Genomic DNA, 24,410 nt, shown 5'->3' on the forward strand with positions numbered 1-24,410 from the left:
TTCTCTCCAAGGGCCTGCTCTATCTTGCGGGAGGAATACAGGTTGCGAAGGTAAGCATAGATCAGTATCTTAAGCAGTGCACGGGGATGATAGCTTGATGTACCACCGCCTTTATAAGTGACCTCAATGGAACTTATATCGATCCGGTTGACAATCGCATTTACTATACGTACAGGATGGTTCTGCGGTACAAAATCATCATAACTAGGCGGAAGCAGGCTCAACTGAGACTGATGGTCGGTCTTCCAAACAGGTTTTGCTTTCATACCATGAAAGTAAAACATATTCAGAATAAATCCATAAAAAAAAGAGGCTGTCTTGACTTTTTAGACAGCCTCTTTTTGGTTTCAAAAGTAGTATAAACTTTAAAAATTAATTCTCAGAAACTCTTTTAAGATTATATAGCTGCTCAGCTTCCGTTACATTAGGAAGCTCTTCGGTATTCTTTTTTTGAGTGAATTTGATAAATATGGGGTAAACAAGTCCGCATCCTAAAAGCCCTAAAGCTAAAATAACCATGGTATAGAGGTCTGCTATCTGATTGCCAGCAGATAAAATTCCTAAAATCAAAACAACAGAAAGCGGAAACGACAATGCCAGAATATTAATCGCAAAATTCTGATTGAATGTTTTTCTGCTATTTAAAATCCGCTTTTCCTGAGCGTCAACAGCAGCTATATGTGCAAAAGGCCAAAAGCTACATGCGCTCAACCCAAAAGCTAATAGTAGTAATCTATCTTCAGCTATAGCTATATCAGCAAACAGGATCAATCCAATTGCTAAAAACACAACGATTCCTGCTCTTACTAGGAGTAAAGAAACAATTTCAGCAAATTGACGTTTTTTAATATTTACTGAAAGTCCAATAAATAATAAAACAAGCGGCGTCATTAATAAACTTAGTCTACTCAAGCTTTCACTGAATAAAAACGGTATACTATTCATATTTATTCCTAGAGACAGTAGGGTTAAAGCAGCTGCAATAAAAATGTTTACAGGCTCTGAGATCATTGCTATACAAAGACTCTTAAATTTTGCTCTCGTCGATTTATTTGTGATGCCTTGGGTTTTATAATGCCAATTCATCGCAACCAAGTACAATATTAAAAGCACAAATAGTTTATTTCCTAAATCTGCCATAGCCGCTTTAGCAAGATAACCTTCGCCTAAATATTCTAAAATAAATGGAAAACAACTCAATCCCGGTGCTAAGGAGGGTATAAGCATTTGAGCAGTTCTGTAATTGGGACTGTCTTTTTTGATTCCTATAAATGGAAATAGAAAAGGTGTCACAAGAAATAAAAAGAAATTAAGTAATAAGGCTATAAATGGTAAAACGAGAAGAGAAGCTTCTACATTAACCGAAAGCAATGCAATAAAAATTGTAGCCGGTAGTGCCAGATTTAAAATAATCATTTTGATACCGGCTAGTTCTTTTTTCTCCTTAATCTTCAGTTTAAGCAATAAGCCTAAACCTATAAAAAGTAAAAAAAGTAATGTCTTTTGTAAATTGACATCCATAATTAAACCAAAATATCGTCTATAGCGTCAGTGAAGTATTTCATTTCTTCCATCGTGCCCATACTTACGCGGCACCAGTTTTGATCCCAAAACTTAAATGCTCTTACAACTACACTTTTATCATATATCTTTTCTAAAAATGCATCCCCTTCCATATCAATAGGAAAAATAACAAAGTTTGTTGAAGACGGCATATAGTCAAAACCTTTAGATTCTAAATAAGAAGTTGTATAATCTCTAGCTTCTTTTATTTTATCTTTACACATAGTTAGATATTCGGTATCATCCATACTTGCAGAAGCTGCATCTATAGTAGGTCCGGCAATACCCATACCGCCACGAGTAATTTCATTTATAGCATCAAGAGATTCCTTTTTCCCCAGCATATAGCCCATTCTAAGTCCGGCCATACCGTGAATCTTAGAGAATGTACGTGTTACAAAGACATCTTTACCTTCAGCAACCAGCGGAGCCATACTTGCGTCTAAACCTTCGGGAGCCAATTCTAGATATGCTTCGTCAACAAAAACCGGGACTTTATCAGAAACCCTTCTACAAAAATCTTTAAGCTTTTCAGTATCTGTTAATGTAGCAGTAGGGTTGTTAGGGTTTGTAATGTAAACCAATTTGGTATCCTCATCAATAGCAGCTTCCATCGCATCAAGGTCGTGCTGATAATCTTCGGTTAGTTTTATAGCTTTCCAAGAACCTCCGGCTGCTTTTGCAACACTTACCAATGACATATAACTAGGATCTGCACTTATAACATTTCCACCATGCTGAAATAAAACCAAGGCTGTTTTTTCTAAAAGATCAGAAGAACCGGGCCCCATCATAATCTGATCTGGAGTTACTCCTTCTTTATCTGAAATCTTTTGGACTAATTTTCCTAGTGAAGACCAAGAGTAATGATTACCTTCCCAAACGGCTGCCTGATAAGCTTTAGCAGCAAGTTTAGAAGGGCCGTGCGGATTCTCATTCCATACTAAACGAGCTTTTACCGTACTTAAATCTGGGAATTTGGGTGGTGTAAACTCATCAAAAACTGAGTTTTTATATAAAAATTTTTGATTGTTTTGTTGTGCTTGTTCTACTGTAGATGCCCATAAAGCAGTAGGGGCAACAGCAATTGCGCCGACAGAAAATGCCATTTTTTTCAACCAGTCTCTTCTGGGATTTTGAGAAATGCTCATAATTCACAATTTATTTTGGATTCCTTTAAATTTATGAAAATGAAATTGTGATTATTGGTGTAAATCCGTAAAAAAAGAGTTGTTTAAATTATAATATAAGAATTATATTAACTTCTTTTTGAGTAATTAATAATACATTTAAAGACTTTTTAATAACTATAAAAGCCTTTGATAATTGATTTTCAATTATCAAAGGCTTTAGAAATTAAATTCAAAAAAGATATTACTGTAACTTTGAAATATCTTCTAGTTGTTGTAAATCTTCAATAGTTCTATAGATTTTAGATAGCTGATTATTGATAACTGTACGCAGGTGTGTAGAGAATTCAAATTCTTTTAGCGCATTCTCATATTCTTCGGCACTTATTTTTTCACCTCTAAGACATTCCTCTAAAACAGAAGAAATATCATCTTTACTTACAATACTTTTTGCATCTATCCAAAACCGGTGAAGATTAGCTGCAATGCTTCCTTCATTCTCAGGCCGAGCATTAATTGCATGTAATTCTTTGTCAAGTTCAGTTGCAAATTGATTTCGTTTAGCGGCCTGGCGTTGCATAAAACCTTTAAGTTCGGTATGGTTTATTTCCTGCATTGCTTTTATAAAACCTTTTTCTGCATCATAATTTTTTACGAGTAATTTTTGAAGTGTATCTACAAGTTCCTCGTGTTGCTTTTGCTTATCAACGTTCATGGCTTTACTTTAATGAAGTGTAATTTAATTGAAACCTTTTAAATTAAGAATAGTAAAGGTAGTTATCCAAACAGACATTTTTTTAACATTTTAATTTTTTTGCAATAACTTAACAACAATACCGAGTTAGTTTTTAATTTAGAAGTGTGAATCCTTGATAATAACTGAAATTTATACCGATGAACCTCTCTGAATTAAAAAAGATACTAGTAAAATCATATAAGATAGGTTTTGAATTACCTAACAAAAAATTGGTTCCTAGTCATTATACTGTTACTGGAATAGGGGAGCAGACCTCCAATTTTATAGATCTGAGCGGAAAATTTCAAAAGAACAGGACTCTTGTATTGCAATTAAAACCTTCAGGAGACTATAACCATAGGTTGCATCCGGAAAAACTTTTAAAACTATTAGAGTTAGCTGAACAATCATTTGATACTGAAAATTCAGATCTTACAATAGCTTATCAATCTGAAAGCACTACTATATATAAACTTGAAGCTTCAGAAAAGTATTTTAAACTTTTACCAGAGCTGGATTATTCAAATACTATTGAAAATCAAAAAGTTAATCACAGACAAACAACACCGCTCATGGATGCCGCTTCAGATCCTTGTATTCCAGGTAATGGATGCTGCTAAAAACTTCTCAAAATTTGCTTTAGAGCTAGCAAGCTGAGAACTAACTTCGCATAATATATTTTAGCTATTATGGCAAAAAAAGATCCGTATGCCGCACTTAGGTATCGTGAGTTTAATGTTTTTCTATTGATGCGATTTGCCATGGTTTTTGCGTGGTCTATGCAATTTGTGGTTATCGAATGGGAAGTATATAGCATTACAAAAAATCCGCTTTCTCTTGGAATTATAGGCTTGATGGAAGTCATACCAGCAGTAACTCTTGCTTTATTTGCGGGTCATATCGTAGATCAAAAAGAAAAGCGTTCGTTACTTTTTAAATGTTTATTGGGTTTTTCAGTTGTTAGTATTGGCTTGTTTTTATTAACCTGGCCACGTTTAACCCAATTTATTGACACCAATTATACCTTATATTTTATATACTTTCTGGTATTTTTAGGAGGTATTGTAAGAGCCTTTCTAGGGCCAACAATCTTTTCTTTATTTGCTTTAATTATACCAAAAAAGATTTACCCTAATGCAGCGACCTGGAGTAGTTCGGTTTGGCAAATGGGAGCTGTGGTTGGTCCTGCGGCGGGAGGTTTTACGATAAACCTTATAGGAGTGCACTGGTCAATGTGTGTGATATTTGGCTTTTCATTATTTGCTTTAATTTGTCTATTTCAGATTGAAAGAAAACCTATTTTGAATACTAAAATTGGTGAACCCATTTTACAAAGTTTAAAAGAAGGTATTCATTTTGTAAAGAATAATAAAGCTGTTTTAGGAGCATTAAGTCTTGATATGATAGCTGTTCTCTTTGGTGGGGCTGTGGCTCTCCTACCGATATATGCACAAGATATTCTTGAGGTAGGTCCTGAAGGTTTTGGTATCCTTAGAGCAGCGCCTGCGGTAGGGGCATTGATAACCATGTTTACTTCGGCTTATTTTCCTTTGTACAAAAATGCGGGGATGAAATTGCTTGCAGCAATCTTTGGTTTTGGTATCTGCATCGTGATTTTTGGTTTATCTACGATGTTTTGGTTATCTGTAGCAGCCTTATTTATGAGTGGTGTAACCGATGGAATATCTATGATCATCAGACAGACTATTCTTCAGCTGAAAACGCCAGACGCTATGCGAGGACGCGTAGCATCGGTAAATTCTATGTTTGTAGGAAGCTCTAATGAACTGGGCGCGTTTGAAAGCGGACTTACAGCAAAATTAATGGGAACGGTTACAGCAGTTGTTTTTGGAGGAAGTATGACGCTGATTACGGTTGTTTTTACCGGAATTATTTCGCCAAAATTCAGAAAGCTAGATTTGCGTAAGGATTTAGAAGAACACGAAGCTTTAGAGTAAATTAGAAGCCTGGTGGTTTAGGTAGTGTAGCTGTTTCGTTTCTACCTAAATCCACATCATAATAATTTACCTCTTTAGCTATAAATCTTTTTCTGTAAACTATGAGGTTCATATAAATATCAATAGATGTATTAGTTCCATTTGTGGTTCTAAAATAACCATTATTTGGTAGACATCTTATAAACCAGGTATTTGTATCAGTATTTTTATATGCATAAACCTGAAAACCTTCTACTACATTGTTACCAGAATTACTGACTGCGTTGACACTAGTGTTATTTGTAGCATATTCCCTAAAATAAAAACCTTGCACAGATACAGTATAATCAGCAATATTAATTTTCGTATCATAATCATCTAAACCTTGGATAGATGTTTGTCTAAAAACAAGTTCTGCATAATTTATAGGCCCATATTTGCTTACATCAATATCATATTGCACAATAGATTTATCTGTGCGCTCAATAATTAGCTTAGAACCTCTAATCTGATCAGAATTACCTGGATTCTCTAGAAATAATTTTGAATCAATTTTAGCATCACCAATAACATCAAGCATAGCAGTAGGTTTAGATGTATTAATACCTACCTGAGCAGAAATTGAAAATGCTGCTAATAATTGTAATAAAGTATAAAAAGACTTTATGTAAGATTTTGTTTTCAATATAAGTTTGGAATTGAAGATGTAATGCCGGTATTACTTCCGCCTAGATTGGTTGTTATTTTAGGTAATTGTCTATAGAAGCTGGTATCGTAAACTATAAAAGTAACCTCATATTGAACTTGATTTATACTATCTGTTGTGTTTAAAAACTTATTTCGTATTTCTAAATGCCAAGTACCACCACTTTCAAAAGTGCGAACGATAAATGCCCCAATAGAATCGTCTCTATCGTTATAAATAACTTTGTTTACAGGTGCGCCTATATACCTGAAATCTGCAATACCTACAATATATCTTGATGTTTCAAACCCTAAATTTAGATCAGTAATATTGTCATAATTTAGATTGTAGAAGTAGTATTTGAAAATATTAATTGGAGCAACAGTTAATTGATCTACGTCAAGACGGGTGATTTCTCCATTAACTGGAGAAGAATTTGTTTGACGAGTTAATAATTTAAAATTTTCATCTGTAGATGTAACTGAAGGTAACGTATTAATCTCAAACTCATCTTGAATAATAACATCCCCAGCTATATGAAGATCTGCTTGAGGGTTAATCGTACCAATGCCAACTTGTGCTTGGCAAAAGCCGGAAATGAGTAACAAAAGAAAAAAATAAACCGATAATTTTTTCATAATTAATCAATAAATGGAGTTGTAGCTGCACTTGATGAGTTGTTATTCATAGGGATAATTATCTGACCAAATTGTTTTGACAAATCTTTAGAATAAATTAGTGTAGTTACCGTCCAAGTTCCGATCTGGTTTGCATCAAGATTATTTGCATCCGGAAAGTCAGCCGTAATATGCCAAGTTCCATTTTTTATGAATGCTGAGTAATATGGAATGGTATAACCATTAGATATATCTAATTCTCGATTGTATGATGCTGAAATTGCATTTAAAACAAAATCTGTAGCACTTACACCTGTGTCAAAATCTAAGACCCAATCTTCATTAGGATTTACAATATCGTATACTTGAATGTACCCTAAAGCCGCACCCGTTGGGTTACTAACATCAAGAGCTTTTATTTTATCTGAATCTTCTTGAATTAAAAATGTAGAAGTATCGTCATTTTCAAGATTGTCAATTATACCTATTGAAGCTCCTTGAGAAATTCTAGCATCCCCCGCAACTTCTAATTTTAACCTTGGAGTTGTAGTACCTATACCAACACCAGTACCGTCTTGTGCAAATAGTGCAGGGGTAAAGATGCATGTAAGAATAATTAAAAAAACATTTGACAGCGTAATGTTCTTCATCGATAAAATTGGGTTTTACAAGTGTAAATTTACTAAAAATCAGTTTATAAACACTTTTTTAATATTAATATATTTATAGGTAATATTTATCCTACATAAATCACTTTTTTTTCTTTTATTTTTAATCAAAAACTACTCTTCGTAAATACAAAGATTAAAAATCGTATATTTACACCAGTTTGAGTTATACAGGCATTCAGCTTAAGCAGTTCTTGACAGCATCAGATATTAGATCAGTCTCCAATTTATCTAACTATCAACGTTTCAGTACCTCTCAGTTTGCTCAAACTATTTATTTATTCACCTAAAACAGATAATGGCTAAATCACAACAGACCTATAGTAAAACAGAACGAGAAAAAAAACGTATTAAAAAGCGCGAAGAGAAATTGAAGCGCAAAGAAGCACGTAAAGCAAACTCAACAGGAGGAAATTTTGAAGATATGATTGCTTACGTTGATCACAATGGAAACCTAACGGATACTCCTCCAGATCCAGCAATGAAAGTTGAAGTAGATATTGAAGATATTCAGATTAGTGTTCCCAAAACGACTGAAGAAGATAAAATCGCAGCTGAAGAAGCTAAATTTAGAAAAGGTAAAGTTTCTTTCTTTGACCATTCTAAAGGATTTGGTTTTATCATAGATACAGAGAATCAAGAAAAGTATTTTGTTCACGTAAGTGGAATTCTTGAAGGAGAACTTAATGAAAATGATAAAGTGGCTTATGAATTGGAGCGTGGTCAAAAAGGGATGAATGCTGTGCGTGTGAGTAAAATCTAATATTACCAATACGTGGCAAAATGTCTCTTAAATTTAGAGTCAGATTCAAAAACCCAAAACATATACGAGCGCTGTTCTTCTAGAACAGCGCTTATTTTTTTGATAAAAACCGAGAAATTGTCCGTTTTCGTTGTTTTAAAAATAGGAGAGGAGACCCAATCATTTTTATTCGGAATATAAAAAGTGAAGTCATTTTTATTGAAAAATTCCAGTTCTTCTAGTTTAAAATAGAAACCTTGTATTTGATCTTCTGAGATTCCTGAATCGTATATTTTTTGATTAAAAGGAAAATACACTTGAGCTTTAAAGCTAATTTGTTGTATTAAATCTTCCGCTTTAAGATTTAGGTTATTTAGATAGATTGCTGTTTCAGGCCTGTAAAGTATAGGAAACTGATGCGAACTCATTTTATTCAATTTAAAGCGAAGCTTATCTTTAGCATTGGGACCAATTAGTTTATCAATCCAGCTTCCGGATAATTCTGGTCTGTAGAAATAAAACTTATAGACCATCTCCAGATGAATAATCTTCTTTAAAACCAAATCATTAAGGATAAAATCAAGTTCACCTAAGGTTTGCTTTTTAGTAATTATCTGAAGATTTTTTGATGAAATTTGATATCTGTCAGAACTTAACGCAGCTTGCATAAACATTTCCATGCGTTGACCAAGACGAATAGAATCAGGCATTATAAAATCGACCGGAAGTTTCTCAAGTACTTCCGTTAGCCTAAAATTAGAATAGGGAAAATCTTCCGCAAATAATTGTAATTGCGGAGTATTTAAAAAGCCAATATATTGTTGTTGCAGAGAGCTAATCAATCAAAAAGATCTGAAGATAAATAGCGGTCACCGCGGTCACAAATGATTGAAACTACAATCCCTTCTTCAAGCTGCTCACAAAGGCGCAAAGCTGCTACAGTAGCACCTCCGCTACTCATTCCACTAAAAATTCCTTCTTCTTTGGCTAATCGTTTAGACATTTCTCGCGCATCCGCTTCACTAACTTCTAGTATCTGATCTACTTTTTTTGCATCAAATATCTTAGGGAGATATTCTTGTGGCCATTTGCGTATACCGGGAATACTGGATTCATCAGTAGGTTGAACGCCCACAATTTGTATTGATTCATTTTGTTCTTTCAAATAGGTTGAAGTCCCCATAATGGTTCCCGTTGTCCCCATTGAAGAAACAAAATGTGTTAGGTTTCCTTCAGTATCTTTCCAGATTTCAGGTCCCGTTGTTTTGTAATGTGCTTTCCAGTTATCAGGATTAGAAAACTGATTGAACATAAAATAGCCCTCATTTTTTACTTTCGCTTCTGCGAAATCCCGAGCTCCTTCAATACCAACCTCTTTTGGCGTTAAAATCACAGTAGCACCATAAGCTCGCATGGTTTGTACGCGTTCTTTAGTTGCATTTTCTGGCATTACGATTTCGAGATCTAGACCGTACATAGAAGCAATCATAGCTAAAGCAATACCTGTATTTCCACTTGTCGCTTCTATAAGTTTAGTTTCCTTATTAATCTCCCCGCGTTTCATTGCAGCGGTAATCATATTAAATGCTGCACGGTCTTTTACACTACCTCCTGGATTTTGACCTTCTAGTTTAAAAAGAAGTTTAACTTTTGGATTGGTCTGTAAAACTTTAGATTCAACTAAAGGTGTATTGCCAATAAGGCGTTCTATAGAATAGTTCATGAAATTCAATTTAAAATACCTTATTATTTTTTCTCCAATTCTCTAATGAGAATTTCGGGTTTGTGAGATACCAAAGAGTAAGGTGGAACAGATTTGGTTAGCCAAACATTACCTCCTATCAAACTGTTTGCACCAATAACGGTATCTCCACCTAATATGGTCGCGTTCGCGTAAATCGTAACGTGGTCCTCAATAGTAGGGTGACGTTTTATGGCCTGTAGGTCTTTTGCAACACTTAGCGCACCCAAAGTTACTCCTTGATATAATTTCACGTGATCTTTTATAACAGCAGTTTCGCCAATTACAATTCCGGTAGCATGATCCATAAAAAAGTGTTCACCAATTACAGCTCCGGGATTGATGTCTACGCCCGTTACGTGATGTGCAAATTCGGTCATAAGACGCGGAACTATAGGAAATCCTTTTTTATACAATGCGTGACTTAGTCTGTAGATAGCAATGGCATAAAAACCTGGGTAGGCTAAATAAACTTCTTCAATGGTAGTTGCCGCAGGATCATTTTTGTAAATCGCTTCAGCATCAAGATTCAGTTTTCTCAGTATTTCAGGGAGCTGAGCGACATAATCATCCCAGACTTTACTGCATTTTTTATCTAATTCCCAGCAAGCGAGTTCTACAAGGTTTTCAAATAAACGTTCCAGACGATCCAGATCTTCTTCTAACTCGTTAGGGAAATTAAAAAGTGTTGAAAATAACTCTTTGGTAAAACGTTGCGTGTCTTCTTTTAATTTGAAGTTGAGATTTGCATTTTGTTTATGTGCTCGTATCTGATTTACGATTTCATTCTTATTCACCATATCTTCTAAGTTAAGCACTGATTAAGCTTTAATCTACTCAGCTTTTAGTTTCAATTAGTAACACTATAAAACCATTCTGGTTTTAGTTTCAAATTTATAGAATAGTATTTGTACAAAAGCCCTTCAGCAAAGGAATTTTCCTTTTTCAAACTCAAAAGACATTCTCTTGAATAATCTTATTTTTGAGCTATGTTTAGAAAAGAATTCTATTATTTACTTAAAATACAATATTTGGGTTTCAGATATCACGGTTGGCAAAAGCAACCTGATTTACTCACGGTCGAACGCATGATGCAACGTACTTTAAAGTATGTATTGGGTCGTAATAATTTTAAATTCATTGCAGCGGGGCGCACAGATTCTAAAGTTTCAGTGAATGAAACCTATGTTGAACTCATTCTTAGAGAGGAAGCTTTAACTCTGGAAACCTTTTTTGAGGATTTTAATAATAACCTTCCACAAGATATTCGTTTACTTCAGGTGACCCCTAAAAAAGAACTTACTCATATTATACAAGCTCCCAAGCTTAAAGAATATGTCTATCTATTTTCCTTCGGAAGTAAAAATCACCCTTTTTGTGCACCTTTTATGATCAATTATAAAGACGATCTTGATATCGAACTGATGCAAAAGGGGGCTGAGCTGATGAGCGGCACGCATGATTATCGCAATTATGCTTATAAAGCTTCACCTGAAACGCAAACCGTAATGCATATTGAAAAAAGTCTTATTGAGGTCAATGACCTATATACTGCTAATTTTTTCCCGGAAACCTCTTATGTGTTTAGAGTAGTGGGAGCTGGATTTAAAAGACACCAGGTGCGCCTTATGATGGGAGCGCTTTTTGATTTGGGAAGTAGTCAAATGTCTTTAGAGGATTTTGAGAAAAGTCTTGATGGTTCAACACCTTATCCATTAACGCATATTGCACAAGCCTCTGGTCTGATGCTCCAAAGCGTAAAATTAGAATGATTTTTATATAATTTAAGTTAAAGCAGCTGCGCCTTAACAAAGCTTAACCTTGTGGCTGCAAGCTTTAACCCGGTATTAACCCCGTAAGGTGAAGCTGCTGGCTATCTTTGGACTGTAATAAAATTTTAACCAACATAAAATTATATAATTATGAAAAAGGTAGCAATATTAGCAACAAACGGATTTGAAGAAGTTGAATTAACTTCTCCGTTAGAAGCGATGAAAAAAGAAGGATTTGAAGTTCATATAATTAGTGAAAAATCAGGCAAAATTAAAGCATGGGCTTCAACAGATTGGGGAAAAGAATATGACGTAGATAAAACAATATCTGAAGTATCAGCAAAAGAATACAATGCTTTAGTACTACCAGGTGGTGTAATAAACCCGGATCAATTACGTCGTAATGAAGAAGCTTTGGTATTTATTAGAGATTTTTTCAAACAACACAAACCGGTAGCAGCAATTTGCCATGCACCACAATTATTGATTAGTGCAGATGTTGTAGAAGGTAGAACGCTAACTTCATTCAGCTCTATTAAAAAAGACTTGCAAAATGCAGGAGCATTATGGGTTGATAAAGAAGTGGTTGTAGACGAAGCTCTAGTAACTAGTAGAAATCCAGATGACTTACCGGCATTTAATGCAAAAGTTATAGAAGAAATTAACGAAGGAAAACATGAGTTACAGCACGCATAATTTCTGAATTTATAGAATATTTAAAGTCCGTCATTAGACGGACTTTTTCTATTTTTAGCTTTTAAAAGAAAGCTATGAATAAGCGTTTAAAGATTAAAAAGCCCAAAATACCAAAGCTACCTAAGATTAAGAGAGCGCATAAAATCATTAAGAATGATGTGCCGGGTACGCTAACTTATACTGGGATTAAAGAACAAAAGCATGTAAGTGTTGAGCTTATTGACTATTCTCCTACAAATTATACAACAAGTACAGTTGACGATGTTTCAAAGGCTTTCAACAAACAGCTGGCTGGAGATATCTCTTGGATCAATGTAAATGGCTTGAGTCAAATTGATCAGATAGAAAAACTAGGTCAGCATTATAACTTGCACCCGCTTATTCTTGAAGATATTGTTGATACCAATCAGCGTCCTAAAATAGATGAATATCCAGATTATCTTTTCATCGTTTTTAAAATGCTGTATTATGATGAGCATGGTACTTTTATGAATGAGCATATCAGTTTAGTTTTAGGTGAAAACTTTCTAATTACTTTTCAAGAGGCAGATGGTGATGTTTTCGATTCGTTACGTCAGCGTATCGCCAATGCTAAAGGACGTGTGCGAAATGCAGGTTCAGATTATCTGATGTTTGCGATTATGGATGCGGTGGTAGATCATTACTTTACATTGATAGAAGTCATGAGTGATCGCATCGAATCGCTTGAAGATATTTTATTTGCAAACACTGCAGACCAGGATATTACACAAGATATTCAAGAGTTAAAACGAGAAGTTTTAAGACTGCGAAAAGCTGTTTTTCCGTTTAGGGAAGTTGTAAACAGGCTTGAGAAAATAGACAGCACGCTCATAGATGAAAAAACCGTAACCTATATTCGGGATTTATACGATCACGTCACGCAAGTAACAGATAGTATTGATATTTATCGGGAGATGACATGGGGACTTATGGATATGTATATGACAACCATAAGTAATAAGATGAACGAAGTGATGAAGGTGCTTACCATTATGGCCAGTATTTTTATTCCGTTGACATTTATGGCCGGTATTTATGGGATGAACTTTGACTATATCCCAGAACTGCACTTTAAATATGGCTATTTCTATTTATGGGGAGCTATGATTGCCGTATTTCTAAGTCTTCTGTATTATTTTAAACGAAAAAAGTGGTTATAATAAGTACCGGAATATATACTGAGGCATCTAGTTTAGATGTCCTTTTTTGCTGCTTTTTACACTGAAAAAATAAAGATAAACGGCACTAAGAATTACAATTAGAGGCATAACGAGACCTTCAACAATACCATAAACCTGAAGCGCATCGGTAGCAAAAAACGAATACCCCATTTGTATTAAAACACCTACAGCTGAAATGAAGAATAGGGTAGTAGCAGATTTTCTTCTTAAAACAAGGAGAATGCTACCTAGTAATCCCGTTACTGTCGCAATTGCAAAAATACCGGTAAGCCATTGTGGGGTATTCCTGATAAGTTCAGCTTGGTCTGCAGGTAATTCTGCAAGCATAGCACTGCTTACAAACGCCTGACCCATAAATGCAAAAATGCCCATCAAATTCCATAGAACAGCAATTGTTGAAATAATCCAGAATTTTTTAGACGGTTTGGTTGTGGTCATAATGCTTTATTTTTGATTCATTCTACTAAGCTAATAATTTTTTTTCAGTTCTATTTTGACTCAAATTAACATAAGATCATTAAAATAGCATCTTAATAAAAACTCAGATATGTCTGTACAAATTCCTAAAGCGTACTTTCCTTTTTTAAAAGAATTAAAAGAGAATAACCACAAAGATTGGATGGATGCTCATAAAAGTGAGTATATAAAACTTGAAAATGATTTTAAAACCTTTTGCAAGGCAACGGTTGATGAGCTGAATTCTTTTGATCAGATAGAACGCGTAAAAGTGTTCAGAATCAATAGGGATGTACGCTTCAGTAAAAATAAAATGCCTTATAAAACTACTCGTAGCGCGATTTTTTCACGAGAAGGTGTGCAGCGTAGAGGGAGTTATTATTTTCAGATAGCACCAGACACAAGCTTTGTAGGCGGCGGTTTTTTTAGTCCGGAACCAGCAGATTTGTTACGAATTCGAAAGGAGTTTGAATTGGATTCAGAGCCAATTCGTGAAATACTTAAACAACCCCAATTTAAAAAGGCCTTTGGTGGATTTAATACAGATAGTCAGGTGAAAACCGCTCCGAAAGGTTTTAGTAAAGAAGACCCTAATATTGACTTGATTCGTAATAAAAATTATTTTGTTAGTCATACATTTACAAACGAAGAAGTACTCGCTGATGACTTTCAAGAGAACTTAGTTAAGCACTTCAAACTTTTACTCCCGTTTTTTGATTATATGAGTGAAGTTTTAACCACAGATTTAAACGGGGAAAGTATCATCTAATTTTCAGCATATTACAGATTCATTTTTCAATCTTGAAAACTTTGTTAATTACTTTGACTTTTTCGGCTTTTATAAACGTTTGTGAAGTCCTATATTAGCGTACATCCCTTTATTTATGGCAGAAGAAACAAAATACACCGAGGATAATATTAGATCTCTTGACTGGAAGGAACATATACGTATGCGACCCGGTATGTACATTGGTAAACTGGGAGACGGTACGAGTGCAGATGACGGTATTTATATTCTATTAAAGGAGGTTTTAGACAACTCTATTGATGAGTTTGTGATGGGATCTGGTAAAACCATAGAGGTTAGCATACAGGGAACTCGCGTTATCGTCCGGGATTATGGTCGTGGTATTCCATTAGGGAAAGTTGTAGACGTTGTGTCTAAAATGAATACCGGAGGTAAATATGATTCACGAGCGTTTAAAAAATCTGTTGGTCTAAACGGGGTAGGTACCAAAGCTGTAAATGCCTTGTCAGAATATTTTAGAGTTGAATCTAGCCGAGACGGAAAATCTGCAGCAGCAGAATTTGAACGTGGAAACTTAAAAGATGAGGAGTTTTTAGAAGAGACTTCCCGAAGAAAAGGTACCAAAATTACGTTTGTTCCTGATGAAGCTATTTTTAAGAACTACAAATTTAGAAATGAATATGTAGCCCGAATGCTCAAAAACTATGTTTATCTCAACCCGGGATTAACGATTGTTTTTAATGGCGAAAAATTCTATTCAGAGAATGGTTTAAAAGATTTATTGGGTGACCGCATCGCAGAAACTGATATTTTATACCCGATAATTCACTTACGCGGAGATGATATAGAAGTTGCACTTACACACAGCAGAACGCAATATTCAGAAGAGTATCACTCTTTTGTTAACGGGCAAAATACCACACAAGGTGGAACGCATTTAGCAGCTTTCCGCGAAGCTGTGGTAAAAACGGTCCGTGAATTCTACAATAAGAATTATGATGCTTCAGATATTAGAAAGTCAATTGTTTCGGCAATAAGTATTAAGGTAATGGAACCGGTTTTTGAGTCACAGACCAAAACCAAACTGGGTTCTACAGATATGGGAGGTGAATTACCTACTGTACGTACCTATATAAATGATTTTCTGAAGACCAAACTCGATAATTACCTCCATAAAAATCCTGAAACTGCTGAAAAGCTGCAACGCAAGATTTTACAGGCAGAGCGCGAACGTACAGAACTTAGTGGAATTAGAAAACTGGCTAAGGAACGCGCTAAAAAAGCCAGTCTTCACAATAAGAAATTACGGGATTGTCGTATTCATTTGACAGACAGCAAGAAAGAGCGTAATCTCGAGAGTACTTTGTTTATTACCGAAGGAGATTCGGCTTCGGGGTCTATAACAAAATCCCGGGATGTGAATACGCAGGCGGTATTTAGCTTACGTGGTAAACCGCTCAACTCGTACAATATGAGTAAGAAGATTGTATATGAGAATGAGGAATTCAATTTATTACAATCTGCGCTCAATATTGAAGAATCTATGGGAGATTTGCGCTACAATAATATTGTTATCGCAACAGATGCCGATGTTGACGGAATGCACATTAGATTGCTTTTGATCACCTTTTTCCTGCAATTTTTCCCCGAATTGATTAAAGAAGGACATTTGTATATTTTAGAAACGCCGCTTTTTAGAGTGCGTAATAAAAAGAAAACCATATACTGCTATAGTGAGCAAGAGCGTAGAGATGCTATTGAAGAATTAAGCGGTAAACCTGAGATCACCCGATTTAAAGGTTTAGGTGAAATATCTCCGGATGAATTCAAACATTTTATTGGAGAAAGTATTCGCTTAGCACCTATTATGCTTGATGAAGCGATATCAATCGAAGAAATTTTACAGTTCTATATGGGTAAAAACACCCCAGACAGACAAAAATTTATTATAAATAACCTGAAAGTAGAATTAGATCCCGTTTTAGAAAACTAAAACGCTATAAACCCCATATTTATCTACCCGGATAAACAGTTATGAGCGAAAATTACGAAGATCCAAATTTAGACAATCCAGAAGAAGAGCATTCAGGCGAGACCATTACCCGGGTAACGGGTATGTTTAAAGACTGGTTTCTTGACTATGCCTCGTATGTAATTTTAGAGCGTGCAGTCCCGGCAATAGAAGACGGTTTTAAACCGGTGCAACGTCGTATCATGCATTCTATGAAAGACCTTGATGATGGGCGCTATAATAAAGTGGCAAACATTGTTGGACATACCATGCAGTATCACCCGCACGGTGACGCCAGTATCGCTGATGCGATGGTACAGATGGGGCAAAAAGACTTACTTATTGATACTCAGGGTAACTGGGGAAATACGTTGACCGGAGATAGTGCAGCAGCATCCAGATATATTGAAGCCCGACTTTCAAAATTTGCGCTAGAGGTATTATTTAGTCCAAAAATTACCGAATGGCAATCTTCTTATGACGGTCGTCGCAAAGAACCTATAAATCTTCCGGTTAAGTTTCCGTTGCTTTTAGCTCAGGGAGCAGAAGGTATCGCGGTGGGTTTAAGTACAAAGGTTTTACCGCATAACTTTAACGAACTTATAGATGGTTCTATAAAACATCTTCAAGGAAAAAAATTTACAATTTTACCCGATTTTCCGTCCGCAGGAGAAGCTGACTTTACTGATTATAAAGACGGAAAACGTGGAGGAAAAGTTCGTGTTAGAGCTAAAATAAACCAGCTTGACAAGAACACGTTAGTCATAACAGAAATTCCTTTCAGTACAACTACTACATCGCTGATTGATAGTATTTTAAAAGCGAATGATAAAGGAAAGATTAAAGTAAAGAAGATTGAGGACAACACGTCTTCTCAAGTTGAAATTTTGGTGCATTTACCTCCGGGTCTTTCACCAGATAAAACTATAGGTGCTTTATATGCATTTACAAATTGTGAGGTTTCTATTTCGCCTTTGGGCTGTGTTATTGAAGACAACAAACCGCTCTTTGTAGGTGTTACCGAAATGCTTCGTATTTCTACAGATCGCACAAAAGATTTATTGCGTCAGGAATTAGAAATTCAGCTTCAGGAGTTAGAAAATCAATGGCATTATGCTTCTCTAGAACGCATATTTATAGAAAATAGAATTTACCGGGCTATTGAAGAAGAAACAACTTGGGAAGGAGTTCTTAATGCTATAGATGAAGGCTTAAAACCACATATAGCTCATTTAAAAAGACCAGTAATTGAAGAAGATCTGGTACGTCTTACCGAAATACGAATTAAGCGTATTTCAAAATTTGATATTGATAAAGCCCAGCAAAAGATTGAAGCTTTAGAAGATCAGATTGCAGCGGTTAAGTATCATTTAGCAAATCTTACAGATTTTGCTATTGCTTATTTCAAAAGACTGAAGAAAGAATACGGAGTAGGAAGAGATCGTAAAACAGAGATCAAGCTTTTTGATGATATTGAAGCTTCAAAAGTAATTATTCGTAATACCAAGTTATATGTAAACCGTAAAGAAGGTTTTATTGGGACTTCTCTTAAGAAAGATGAGTACGTTACTGACTGTGCAGATATTGATGATATCATTGTATTTACCAAAGAAGGAATTATGATGGTGACTAAAGTCGATACCAAAACCTTTGTAGGTAAAGACATTATACACGTCGCAGTTTATAAGAAAAAAGACAAGCGTACTATCTATAATATGATTTATAGAGACGGAAAAGGTGGAGCTACTTATGTGAAGCGTTTTAATGTCACCAGTACTACGCGGGATCGGGAATACCCGATGACAAAAGGGAAGAAGGGCTCTCAAGTTTTATATTTTTCTGCAAATCCTAATGGAGAAGCTGAAGTTGTTTCCATTTATTTAAGATCTGTAGGAAATGTGAAAAAATTGAAGTTTGATCTTGATTTTTCAGATATTCTTATAAAAGGTAGAAATGCCAACGGAAACCTGGTTACTAAGCATTCTGTAAAAACGATTGACCTTAAAGAGAAAGGTGTTTCCACGCTTAAACCTCGTAAAATTTGGTTTGATGATACTGTTCAGCGCCTCAATGTTGACGGGCGCGGGGAGTTATTGGGTGAGTTTAAAGGAGAAGACAGGCTCCTAATCATAACTCAAGATGGAATTGCAAAAACAATTACTCCAGAACTCACAACACGTTTTGACGACAAAATAATTGTTCTTGAGAAATGGATTCCGGAAAAACCAATATCAGCAATCTACTGGGATGGAAACCGAGAGCGCTATTATGTTAAGCGCTTCCTTATTGAAAATCCTGAGAAAGAAGAATTCTTTGTTTCTGACCATGCTGACACGCAATTAGAACTCATTTCTACAGAATACAGACCTGTAGTAGAGATGGTCTTTTATAAAGAACGAAACAAGGATCAAAGACCTAATGAATCTGTTGATATTGAAGAATTTATTGCTGTTAAAGGAATAAATGCATTAGGTAATCAGTTTTATACAGAAAAACTAAAACAACTCAATTTACTAGATCCGCTTCCTTACGAGGTAGAAATACCAGAAGAAATAGAACCTGCTGAAGAATCACTTTCAGATTCTGAATCTTCACAAGATCAAGATACAGATGAAGACTCTGGAGACGCAACTCAAGGATCATTATTTTAAAATATGGGCTTAATACAAGAGTTTAAAAACTTTGCTGTAAAAGGCAATATGGTTGACATTGCTGTTGGTGTTATAATTGGTGCAGCTTTTCAAGAAGTAATAGATGTATTGGTTAAACAAGTGATGATGCCACCATTAACTTTACTTACAGACGGTGTAAATTTTGCCAATAAGCAGTTGGTTTTGAGAGGCGCGTATACTAATTCTAAAGGCATTGAAGTAGAACAAGTAACTGTTGCTTATGGTGAATTGATCACTGTTTTTATAAATTTTTTCATTATTTCAGTTGTTGTGTTTTCAATTGTTAAGCTGATGAATACACTGCGTGCTAAAAGTGAAGATGAGAAAAATCCTACTGTAGAAATGCCTAAAAATATTCAGCTACTTGCTAAAATGAATGAGCTTTTGGAGGAGCAAAATAAAATTCTGACCAAAAATAATTCAGCTAAATAAAAAGGTTTTTTAAAAATTATGAAAAATTAATTCGATTAATGTTTGTATTTTATTGCTGAACTACATTATATTTCAGTATTTTAGTTTTTATTAACAGAAAGCTATAGGGAATATAATGTTCAAAAAAATACCAAAAAAGCACTATTGGATTTCCCTGCTTTGTTTTCTGATTCCGGCAGGTTTTTGCCTATCTATATATCTGAAATTTAAAGCCGATCTTCCAAAACGTCTTTCTGATCAAATACAACTCACCGGTAGCTTAGCAGCACAAGATTTTAAACGTACCGTACGTGATAATGTTCAAGCTATTCATAATCTGGCTGAGCGTATTGAAGAAACAGATGGCGAGTTCTACAGCTATTGGAAACAAGATGCACAACGTTTACTTATACAAAATGAGTCTCTTACTTTTGTTGAGTTAATTTCTGAAGAAGGAATTATTAAAGATATTTACCCTCGCATAAAAAATGGCCCTGCAATAGGTCTTGACATCACTAAGTTAGATTACCGGTATTCAGACTGGAAAACAAAATCAGAACTAGGACTTACAAATATCACTAATTGGCTGCAGCTCTCTCAGGGTGGCAATTCTTTTCTTATAGATGTACCTATCTATTTTGAAGATACATTTGACGGCACTGTAACCGGTGGAATGAATTTTAATTCAGAATTTGATCGTTTAAGTTACTACCTAGAAGATTTCGCAATAAAAATTGAAGATGAAACCGGCACCCCATTTTACAACTATAATAACTTTGATTCGGCTCAAACAGACTCGGAATATATTTTTGATACCGCGCTGGTTATGGATTCTGATATTCAAGAATCCTGGCATTTTCAATTAACATTTGCTAACCCTAATATATTTAGAGATAGTCTTAAGGTAGCCAACTTAGCGCTGGGAGTTGGTTTGTTATTATCGTTTTGTATAGGATTGTTACAATTCTTCAATAGTAATTTGCGTATTGCTACTCATGAAGCTTTGGAAACAAATAAAAAACTTCAATTGGTAAATACAGAGCTTGAGCAGCAAACCGAAAAAGCAAAGCTAGCTTCTACCGCTAAATCTGAGTTTTTATCAAATATGAGTCACGAAATACGTACACCGCTCAATGCTATTGTAGGTATTACAGATCTTATGGGTTCTGGTAATGACGATTTTAAAGAAGAAGATTATTTAGAGTTACTTAAAAAATCATCTAAAACTTTACTCGATCTTATTAACGATATCTTACGATTAGACAAGATTGAATCTGGTTTTGTAGAGATAGCTCAAATAGAATTCAGTCCTGCCTGTGTTTTAGAAAGTCTAGTTTCTTTTCATAATCAAATAATAGAGCGCAAAGGCCTTGACTTATCGCTGAGCGTAAATTCGCTTAAAAATAAAACTGTTTTAGGTGACCGTGCCAAATTTGAACAGATTATTACTAACATTCTTAGCAATGCGATAAAATTCACAACTTCTGGGAGTATTTTCGTTATGTATGAAGAAAAAGAAGTTAACGAACAAATTCATCTTAAAATAAGCATAAGAGATACAGGTATAGGTATACCTAAAGAAAAAATAAATCAGATATTTGACCGCTTTATACAACTCGATACCGGTACCCGTAAAAAACACTCTGGAGGAGGATTAGGCTTATTTATAGCTCAATATCTTGCTCAACTTCTTAACGGAAATATAGAAGTTACCAGTGAAGAAGGTAAAGGCTCTGAGTTTATAATCAATCTTAAATTTGATTGTTTGCAAGTACCAACTAAACAAAAAGAGGAAATTCTTAACAAAGATCTGCCTGAGTTATCTATTTTGGCTGTCGATGATAATAAATTGAATGTTGTTATCTTATCTCAACTACTTAAGAAAATAGGTCTCCATGCAGATATTGCTTATAATGGTTCTGAAGCTGTTGAAAAAGCTCAGGCTAAGAATTATGACCTGATATTTATGGACATTCATATGCCAGATATTGACGGTTTTGAAGCTACTCGATTGATAAAAAGAACCAATAAAAACACTATTGTTATGGGGCTATCTGCTGATACTACCTTAAATTCTATAAACGAAGGTATCAGTAGTGGAATGAGCAATTATCTTACAAAGCCTATCGATAAAAATAAATTGATAGCAGTAATTGAAGATTATTTTGGCTCAACTTCACGAAATGTAGTTTAAGCCATTCTAGGTTATTCTAAACAGTACAACTAAAGAGCCTATTCTATCTTCGTTACAGTACCTTTTTGCTTCTTCGTTTCACCTACAAGAGCGTATTCAAAGGTATAGGTGTTATCTTTTGTAGTAAGTATTTTAAAATGCAGTGCTTTACGATCCATAATACCTGTGGGATTAATCTTTTCGGCAATGTATTCACAATCGTTAATCCATCTTATGTTAGAAGAATCTACTTGACCTTGGTAAAAATCAATTTCAAGGGTATCATTACGCGTAAAAGTAGTCTTAACGACTTCCCCATTCAAATAAGTTTCAAACGTAAACGTACCCGTTTTAAAATCGGTACAGTTTTTTTCCTGATTGTAGCAACCAACTAAAATGAACGATGTGACCAGTACTAATATAAATTTCTTCAGCATCATGTTGTAAAAATACGGCTAAATCTTCAAGTTATAATACCTATACAGCATAGATTAGGGCAGGAAATTCTTAAAGGTTCCGTCTTTATAGAAAATAACAATTTGCTCTATTTCTGAATTAGAACTTGTTCTTGATTCTGATTGATTCGGAAATATCTGCTCTATTGAATCAGGAGTATCCTTTTGCTCAGATTGCTTTTTTTCTTCAAAATTTGCTTCTAGCTGATTCTCGTCATTTTTTCTAGGAGGGATGTTTACAATTGTCTTTTTAGGAAAACTTCCTTTACCATTAAGTAACCAATACAATTCTACTTCAGGAAATGCTGCAATGATTTTCATCACAAATTCCAGACTGGGTTTGTTACGACCAGAAATAATATGTGAAATAGAAGAGCGGCCTACATCTATAGCATCAGCAAAAGAAGTAGCGTTTAAATCATACTCATCCATTACCTTTTGGAGCCGTTTACTAAATTGATCGCTGTTTACCATTGTAAAATTTGCATAGCCGTTAAAGTGTTACAAATGTAATTATTTATTTTACATTTGACACGTTACATTTGTAAAATAAGTCTATAAACATTAAATTAAAACTTAACTCAATAATCCTTAAATAACTTAATATAAGCTATTTAATTAATTCAAGTATGGTAAAAGGAATATTTCCATAACCTAGCTCTGAATCTAAGTAATCAGCATTTACAGTTGTAAACAATAATGTAAGAATATCGTGTTTACATTTGTAAATAATTGAATGTTTACATTTGTAATTCAATTATGATGATGAATTATTCTGCTTTAAAAGATTGGCATAACAGCCATAAAGAGTCTGCCCTTTTTGGGAGGTATATAACACTCAACACTATCCAACCATTATTAGACAATCTCTCAGATTTATTCTCTGTGGAAACGCTGGGGCATTCTGTAGAAAATAGACCTGTCTCTAAAATCACATTTGGTACAGGGCCAATTAAAGTTTTGGGTTGGTCTCAGATGCATGGTAATGAGAGTACGACCACTAAGGCACTGTTTGATCTCTTTAAATGGTTTGATACCAATAGAGGGGAATCTGAGGTTAAAAAGTTCCTTGCTGAATTCACTTTTACTATGGTGCCTATGTTGAATCCTGACGGAGCTCAGGCTTATACACGTATTAATGCAAATAAAATAGACCTTAACAGAGATGCACAAGATTGTTCTCAGCCAGAAAGTGTTATACTAAAAGAGCTTTACACATCTTTAAAACCCGATTATTGTCTTAATCTTCATGGACAACGAACGATTTTTGGAGTGGGAGATCCGGTTAAAAGTGCAACAGTCTCATTTTTATCGCCATCTCAAGATGAATTACGAACTGTTACGCATTCTCGTAAAAAAGGAATGGCGATTATTTCAGACCTGAATCAAATGCTTCAGGAATTTATACCTGATTGTGTAGGGCGCTATGATGATGGTTTCAATATGAATTGTGTAGGCGATACCCTTCAGCATAGAAACATACCAACGATACTTTTTGAAGCAGGTCATTTTCCGGGAGATTATGACCGGGAAGTCACAAGAATTTTTATGTTTTTATCACTAATTCGCGTTTTTGAGTCTGTTCTATTGCTTAAATCTGAAAAAACGCCCTCCTCAAATCCCTATTTTTCGATTCCTGAGAACAAAAAGTGCTTTTTCGACTACATAATTCGCAACATAGAATTACCTGAAATAGGGGTGACAGATATGGCTATTCAGTTTGAAGAAACACTGATAGGAAATGAGTTGAATTTTGTTCCTAAAATCGCGCAAATAGCTGAATTGGTTGACTTTAAGGGACATTGTGAAATTGATTTTGAATCTAAAAAACCACTGATTCCTGCTGATTTTAAATTTGAAATCGGAAATATTATTGAGAAAATTCAAGTAAATGGCAAATTACCTACAACGTTTTCGGTAAAAAGCAACAATTTATTGTGAATTATTCAGTGATTTTATGTTATTTTTGATTTATATATAATTTAATCAATTAAT

Annotated in this window: 25 protein-coding genes; 12 read left to right on the plus strand and 13 right to left on the minus strand. The window is 34.8% G+C overall.

Annotation, left to right across the window (positions count from 1 at the left end):
- From BUB91_RS19240 to BUB91_RS19255, 4 genes are all read right to left on the minus strand, one after another.
- A partial coding sequence (locus tag BUB91_RS19240) for a transposase (RefSeq protein WP_175551014.1) occupies nt 1-266 on the minus strand: 266 nt, incomplete at its 3' end.
- Between the two features lie 106 nt (nt 267-372).
- Nucleotides 373-1,521 (minus strand): AEC family transporter, encoded by a 1,149-nt coding sequence (locus BUB91_RS19245; protein WP_073100837.1) that lies wholly within the window; start codon nt 1,519-1,521, stop codon nt 373-375.
- 2 nt (nt 1,522-1,523) lie between these two features.
- A complete protein-coding gene (locus BUB91_RS19250; RefSeq protein ID WP_073100839.1) occupies nt 1,524-2,714 on the minus strand; it encodes a pyridoxal phosphate-dependent aminotransferase in 1,191 nt (396 codons plus the stop codon).
- A gap of 223 nt (nt 2,715-2,937) precedes the next feature.
- Nucleotides 2,938-3,408, minus strand: coding sequence for a ferritin-like domain-containing protein (locus tag BUB91_RS19255; protein ID WP_073100842.1), 471 nt, complete (start codon nt 3,406-3,408; stop codon nt 2,938-2,940).
- A 179-nt stretch (nt 3,409-3,587) separates the two neighbouring features.
- On the opposite strand from BUB91_RS19255, the gene BUB91_RS19260 reads away from it, so the two are divergent.
- Together BUB91_RS19260 and BUB91_RS19265 are read left to right on the plus strand one after the other, a co-directional pair.
- Nucleotides 3,588-4,049 (plus strand): DUF6428 family protein, encoded by a 462-nt coding sequence (locus BUB91_RS19260; protein WP_073100844.1) that lies wholly within the window; start codon nt 3,588-3,590, stop codon nt 4,047-4,049.
- Between the two features lie 69 nt (nt 4,050-4,118).
- Complete coding sequence (locus BUB91_RS19265) at nt 4,119-5,387, plus strand: MFS transporter (RefSeq protein ID WP_073100846.1); 1,269 nt, start codon at nt 4,119-4,121, stop codon at nt 5,385-5,387.
- A 1-nt stretch (nt 5,388) separates the two neighbouring features.
- On the opposite strand, the gene BUB91_RS19270 is transcribed toward BUB91_RS19265, so the two are convergent.
- From BUB91_RS19270 to BUB91_RS19280, 3 genes are read right to left on the minus strand one after another with little or no spacing between them, the layout of a single operon-like run.
- Nucleotides 5,389-6,051: a hypothetical protein gene (locus tag BUB91_RS19270; protein ID WP_073100848.1), complete on the minus strand. Its 663-nt coding sequence runs from the start codon at nt 6,049-6,051 to the stop codon at nt 5,389-5,391.
- On the minus strand, nt 6,048-6,689 hold the full coding sequence (locus BUB91_RS19275) for a hypothetical protein (RefSeq protein WP_073100850.1): 642 nt from the start codon (nt 6,687-6,689) through the stop codon (nt 6,048-6,050). Before BUB91_RS19275 ends, BUB91_RS19270 begins: the two co-directional genes overlap by 4 nt.
- A gap of 2 nt (nt 6,690-6,691) precedes the next feature.
- Nucleotides 6,692-7,318, minus strand: a complete 627-nt coding sequence (locus tag BUB91_RS19280; protein WP_073100852.1) for a hypothetical protein — start codon at nt 7,316-7,318, stop codon at nt 6,692-6,694.
- Nucleotides 7,319-7,634: 316 nt separating this feature from the next.
- Here BUB91_RS19280 and BUB91_RS19285 point away from each other — a divergent pair, with 316 nt between their 5' ends.
- Nucleotides 7,635-8,099, plus strand: a complete 465-nt coding sequence (locus tag BUB91_RS19285) for a cold-shock protein (RefSeq protein ID WP_073100854.1) — start codon at nt 7,635-7,637, stop codon at nt 8,097-8,099.
- 2 nt (nt 8,100-8,101) lie between these two features.
- On the opposite strand, the gene BUB91_RS19290 is transcribed toward BUB91_RS19285, so the two are convergent.
- Genes BUB91_RS19290 through epsC form a run of 3 tightly spaced genes read right to left on the minus strand, consistent with a single transcriptional unit; the run spans nt 8,102 to nt 10,619 of the window.
- Nucleotides 8,102-8,920, minus strand: a complete 819-nt coding sequence (locus BUB91_RS19290; protein WP_073100856.1) for a DUF1853 family protein — start codon at nt 8,918-8,920, stop codon at nt 8,102-8,104.
- On the minus strand, nt 8,917-9,801 hold the full coding sequence (gene cysM, locus BUB91_RS19295) for a cysteine synthase CysM (protein WP_073100859.1): 885 nt from the start codon (nt 9,799-9,801) through the stop codon (nt 8,917-8,919). Before cysM ends, BUB91_RS19290 begins: the two co-directional genes overlap by 4 nt.
- Before the next feature lie 23 nt (nt 9,802-9,824).
- Entirely contained in the window at nt 9,825-10,619 is a 795-nt protein-coding gene (gene epsC, locus BUB91_RS19300) for a serine O-acetyltransferase EpsC (protein ID WP_073100950.1), read from the minus strand.
- A 189-nt stretch (nt 10,620-10,808) separates the two neighbouring features.
- Here epsC and BUB91_RS19305 point away from each other — a divergent pair, with 189 nt between their 5' ends.
- From BUB91_RS19305 to corA, 3 genes are all read left to right on the plus strand, one after another.
- Nucleotides 10,809-11,591: a tRNA pseudouridine synthase A gene (locus BUB91_RS19305; protein ID WP_073100861.1), complete on the plus strand. Its 783-nt coding sequence runs from the start codon at nt 10,809-10,811 to the stop codon at nt 11,589-11,591.
- A 150-nt stretch (nt 11,592-11,741) separates the two neighbouring features.
- Entirely contained in the window at nt 11,742-12,287 is a 546-nt protein-coding gene (locus tag BUB91_RS19310) for a type 1 glutamine amidotransferase domain-containing protein (RefSeq protein WP_073100863.1), read from the plus strand.
- A 74-nt stretch (nt 12,288-12,361) separates the two neighbouring features.
- On the plus strand, nt 12,362-13,468 hold the full coding sequence (corA, locus tag BUB91_RS19315; RefSeq protein ID WP_073100865.1) for a magnesium/cobalt transporter CorA: 1,107 nt from the start codon (nt 12,362-12,364) through the stop codon (nt 13,466-13,468).
- 27 nt (nt 13,469-13,495) lie between these two features.
- On the opposite strand, the gene BUB91_RS19320 is transcribed toward corA, so the two are convergent.
- Entirely contained in the window at nt 13,496-13,927 is a 432-nt protein-coding gene (locus BUB91_RS19320; RefSeq protein ID WP_073100867.1) for a hypothetical protein, read from the minus strand.
- Between the two features lie 109 nt (nt 13,928-14,036).
- Between BUB91_RS19320 and BUB91_RS19325 the strand changes: the two genes are divergently transcribed.
- From BUB91_RS19325 to BUB91_RS19345, 5 genes are all read left to right on the plus strand, one after another.
- Nucleotides 14,037-14,714, plus strand: a complete 678-nt coding sequence (locus tag BUB91_RS19325) for a DUF2461 domain-containing protein (protein WP_073100869.1) — start codon at nt 14,037-14,039, stop codon at nt 14,712-14,714.
- Between the two features lie 115 nt (nt 14,715-14,829).
- Nucleotides 14,830-16,686 (plus strand): DNA topoisomerase IV subunit B, encoded by a 1,857-nt coding sequence (locus tag BUB91_RS19330; protein ID WP_073100871.1) that lies wholly within the window; start codon nt 14,830-14,832, stop codon nt 16,684-16,686.
- Between the two features lie 41 nt (nt 16,687-16,727).
- On the plus strand, nt 16,728-19,355 hold the full coding sequence (locus BUB91_RS19335) for a DNA gyrase/topoisomerase IV subunit A (protein ID WP_073100873.1): 2,628 nt from the start codon (nt 16,728-16,730) through the stop codon (nt 19,353-19,355).
- A 3-nt stretch (nt 19,356-19,358) separates the two neighbouring features.
- Nucleotides 19,359-19,808 (plus strand): large conductance mechanosensitive channel protein MscL, encoded by a 450-nt coding sequence (gene mscL, locus BUB91_RS19340; protein WP_073100875.1) that lies wholly within the window; start codon nt 19,359-19,361, stop codon nt 19,806-19,808.
- Between the two features lie 115 nt (nt 19,809-19,923).
- Nucleotides 19,924-21,981, plus strand: coding sequence for a response regulator (locus BUB91_RS19345; protein ID WP_073100877.1), 2,058 nt, complete (start codon nt 19,924-19,926; stop codon nt 21,979-21,981).
- A 38-nt stretch (nt 21,982-22,019) separates the two neighbouring features.
- Here BUB91_RS19345 and BUB91_RS19350 read toward each other — a convergent pair whose 3' ends face one another.
- Both BUB91_RS19350 and BUB91_RS19355 read right to left on the minus strand, forming a co-directional pair.
- Nucleotides 22,020-22,400, minus strand: a complete 381-nt coding sequence (locus tag BUB91_RS19350) for a DNA topoisomerase IV (protein ID WP_241652680.1) — start codon at nt 22,398-22,400, stop codon at nt 22,020-22,022.
- Nucleotides 22,401-22,451: 51 nt separating this feature from the next.
- Nucleotides 22,452-22,889 (minus strand): helix-turn-helix domain-containing protein, encoded by a 438-nt coding sequence (locus BUB91_RS19355; RefSeq protein WP_073100880.1) that lies wholly within the window; start codon nt 22,887-22,889, stop codon nt 22,452-22,454.
- A gap of 285 nt (nt 22,890-23,174) precedes the next feature.
- Between BUB91_RS19355 and BUB91_RS19360 the strand changes: the two genes are divergently transcribed.
- Complete coding sequence (locus tag BUB91_RS19360; protein WP_241652681.1) at nt 23,175-24,356, plus strand: M14 family zinc carboxypeptidase; 1,182 nt, start codon at nt 23,175-23,177, stop codon at nt 24,354-24,356.
- Nucleotides 24,357-24,410: the final 54 nt, after the last annotated feature.

This window comes from Leeuwenhoekiella marinoflava DSM 3653 (assembly GCF_900129005.1).
GTDB lineage: Bacteria > Bacteroidota > Bacteroidia > Flavobacteriales > Flavobacteriaceae > Leeuwenhoekiella > Leeuwenhoekiella marinoflava.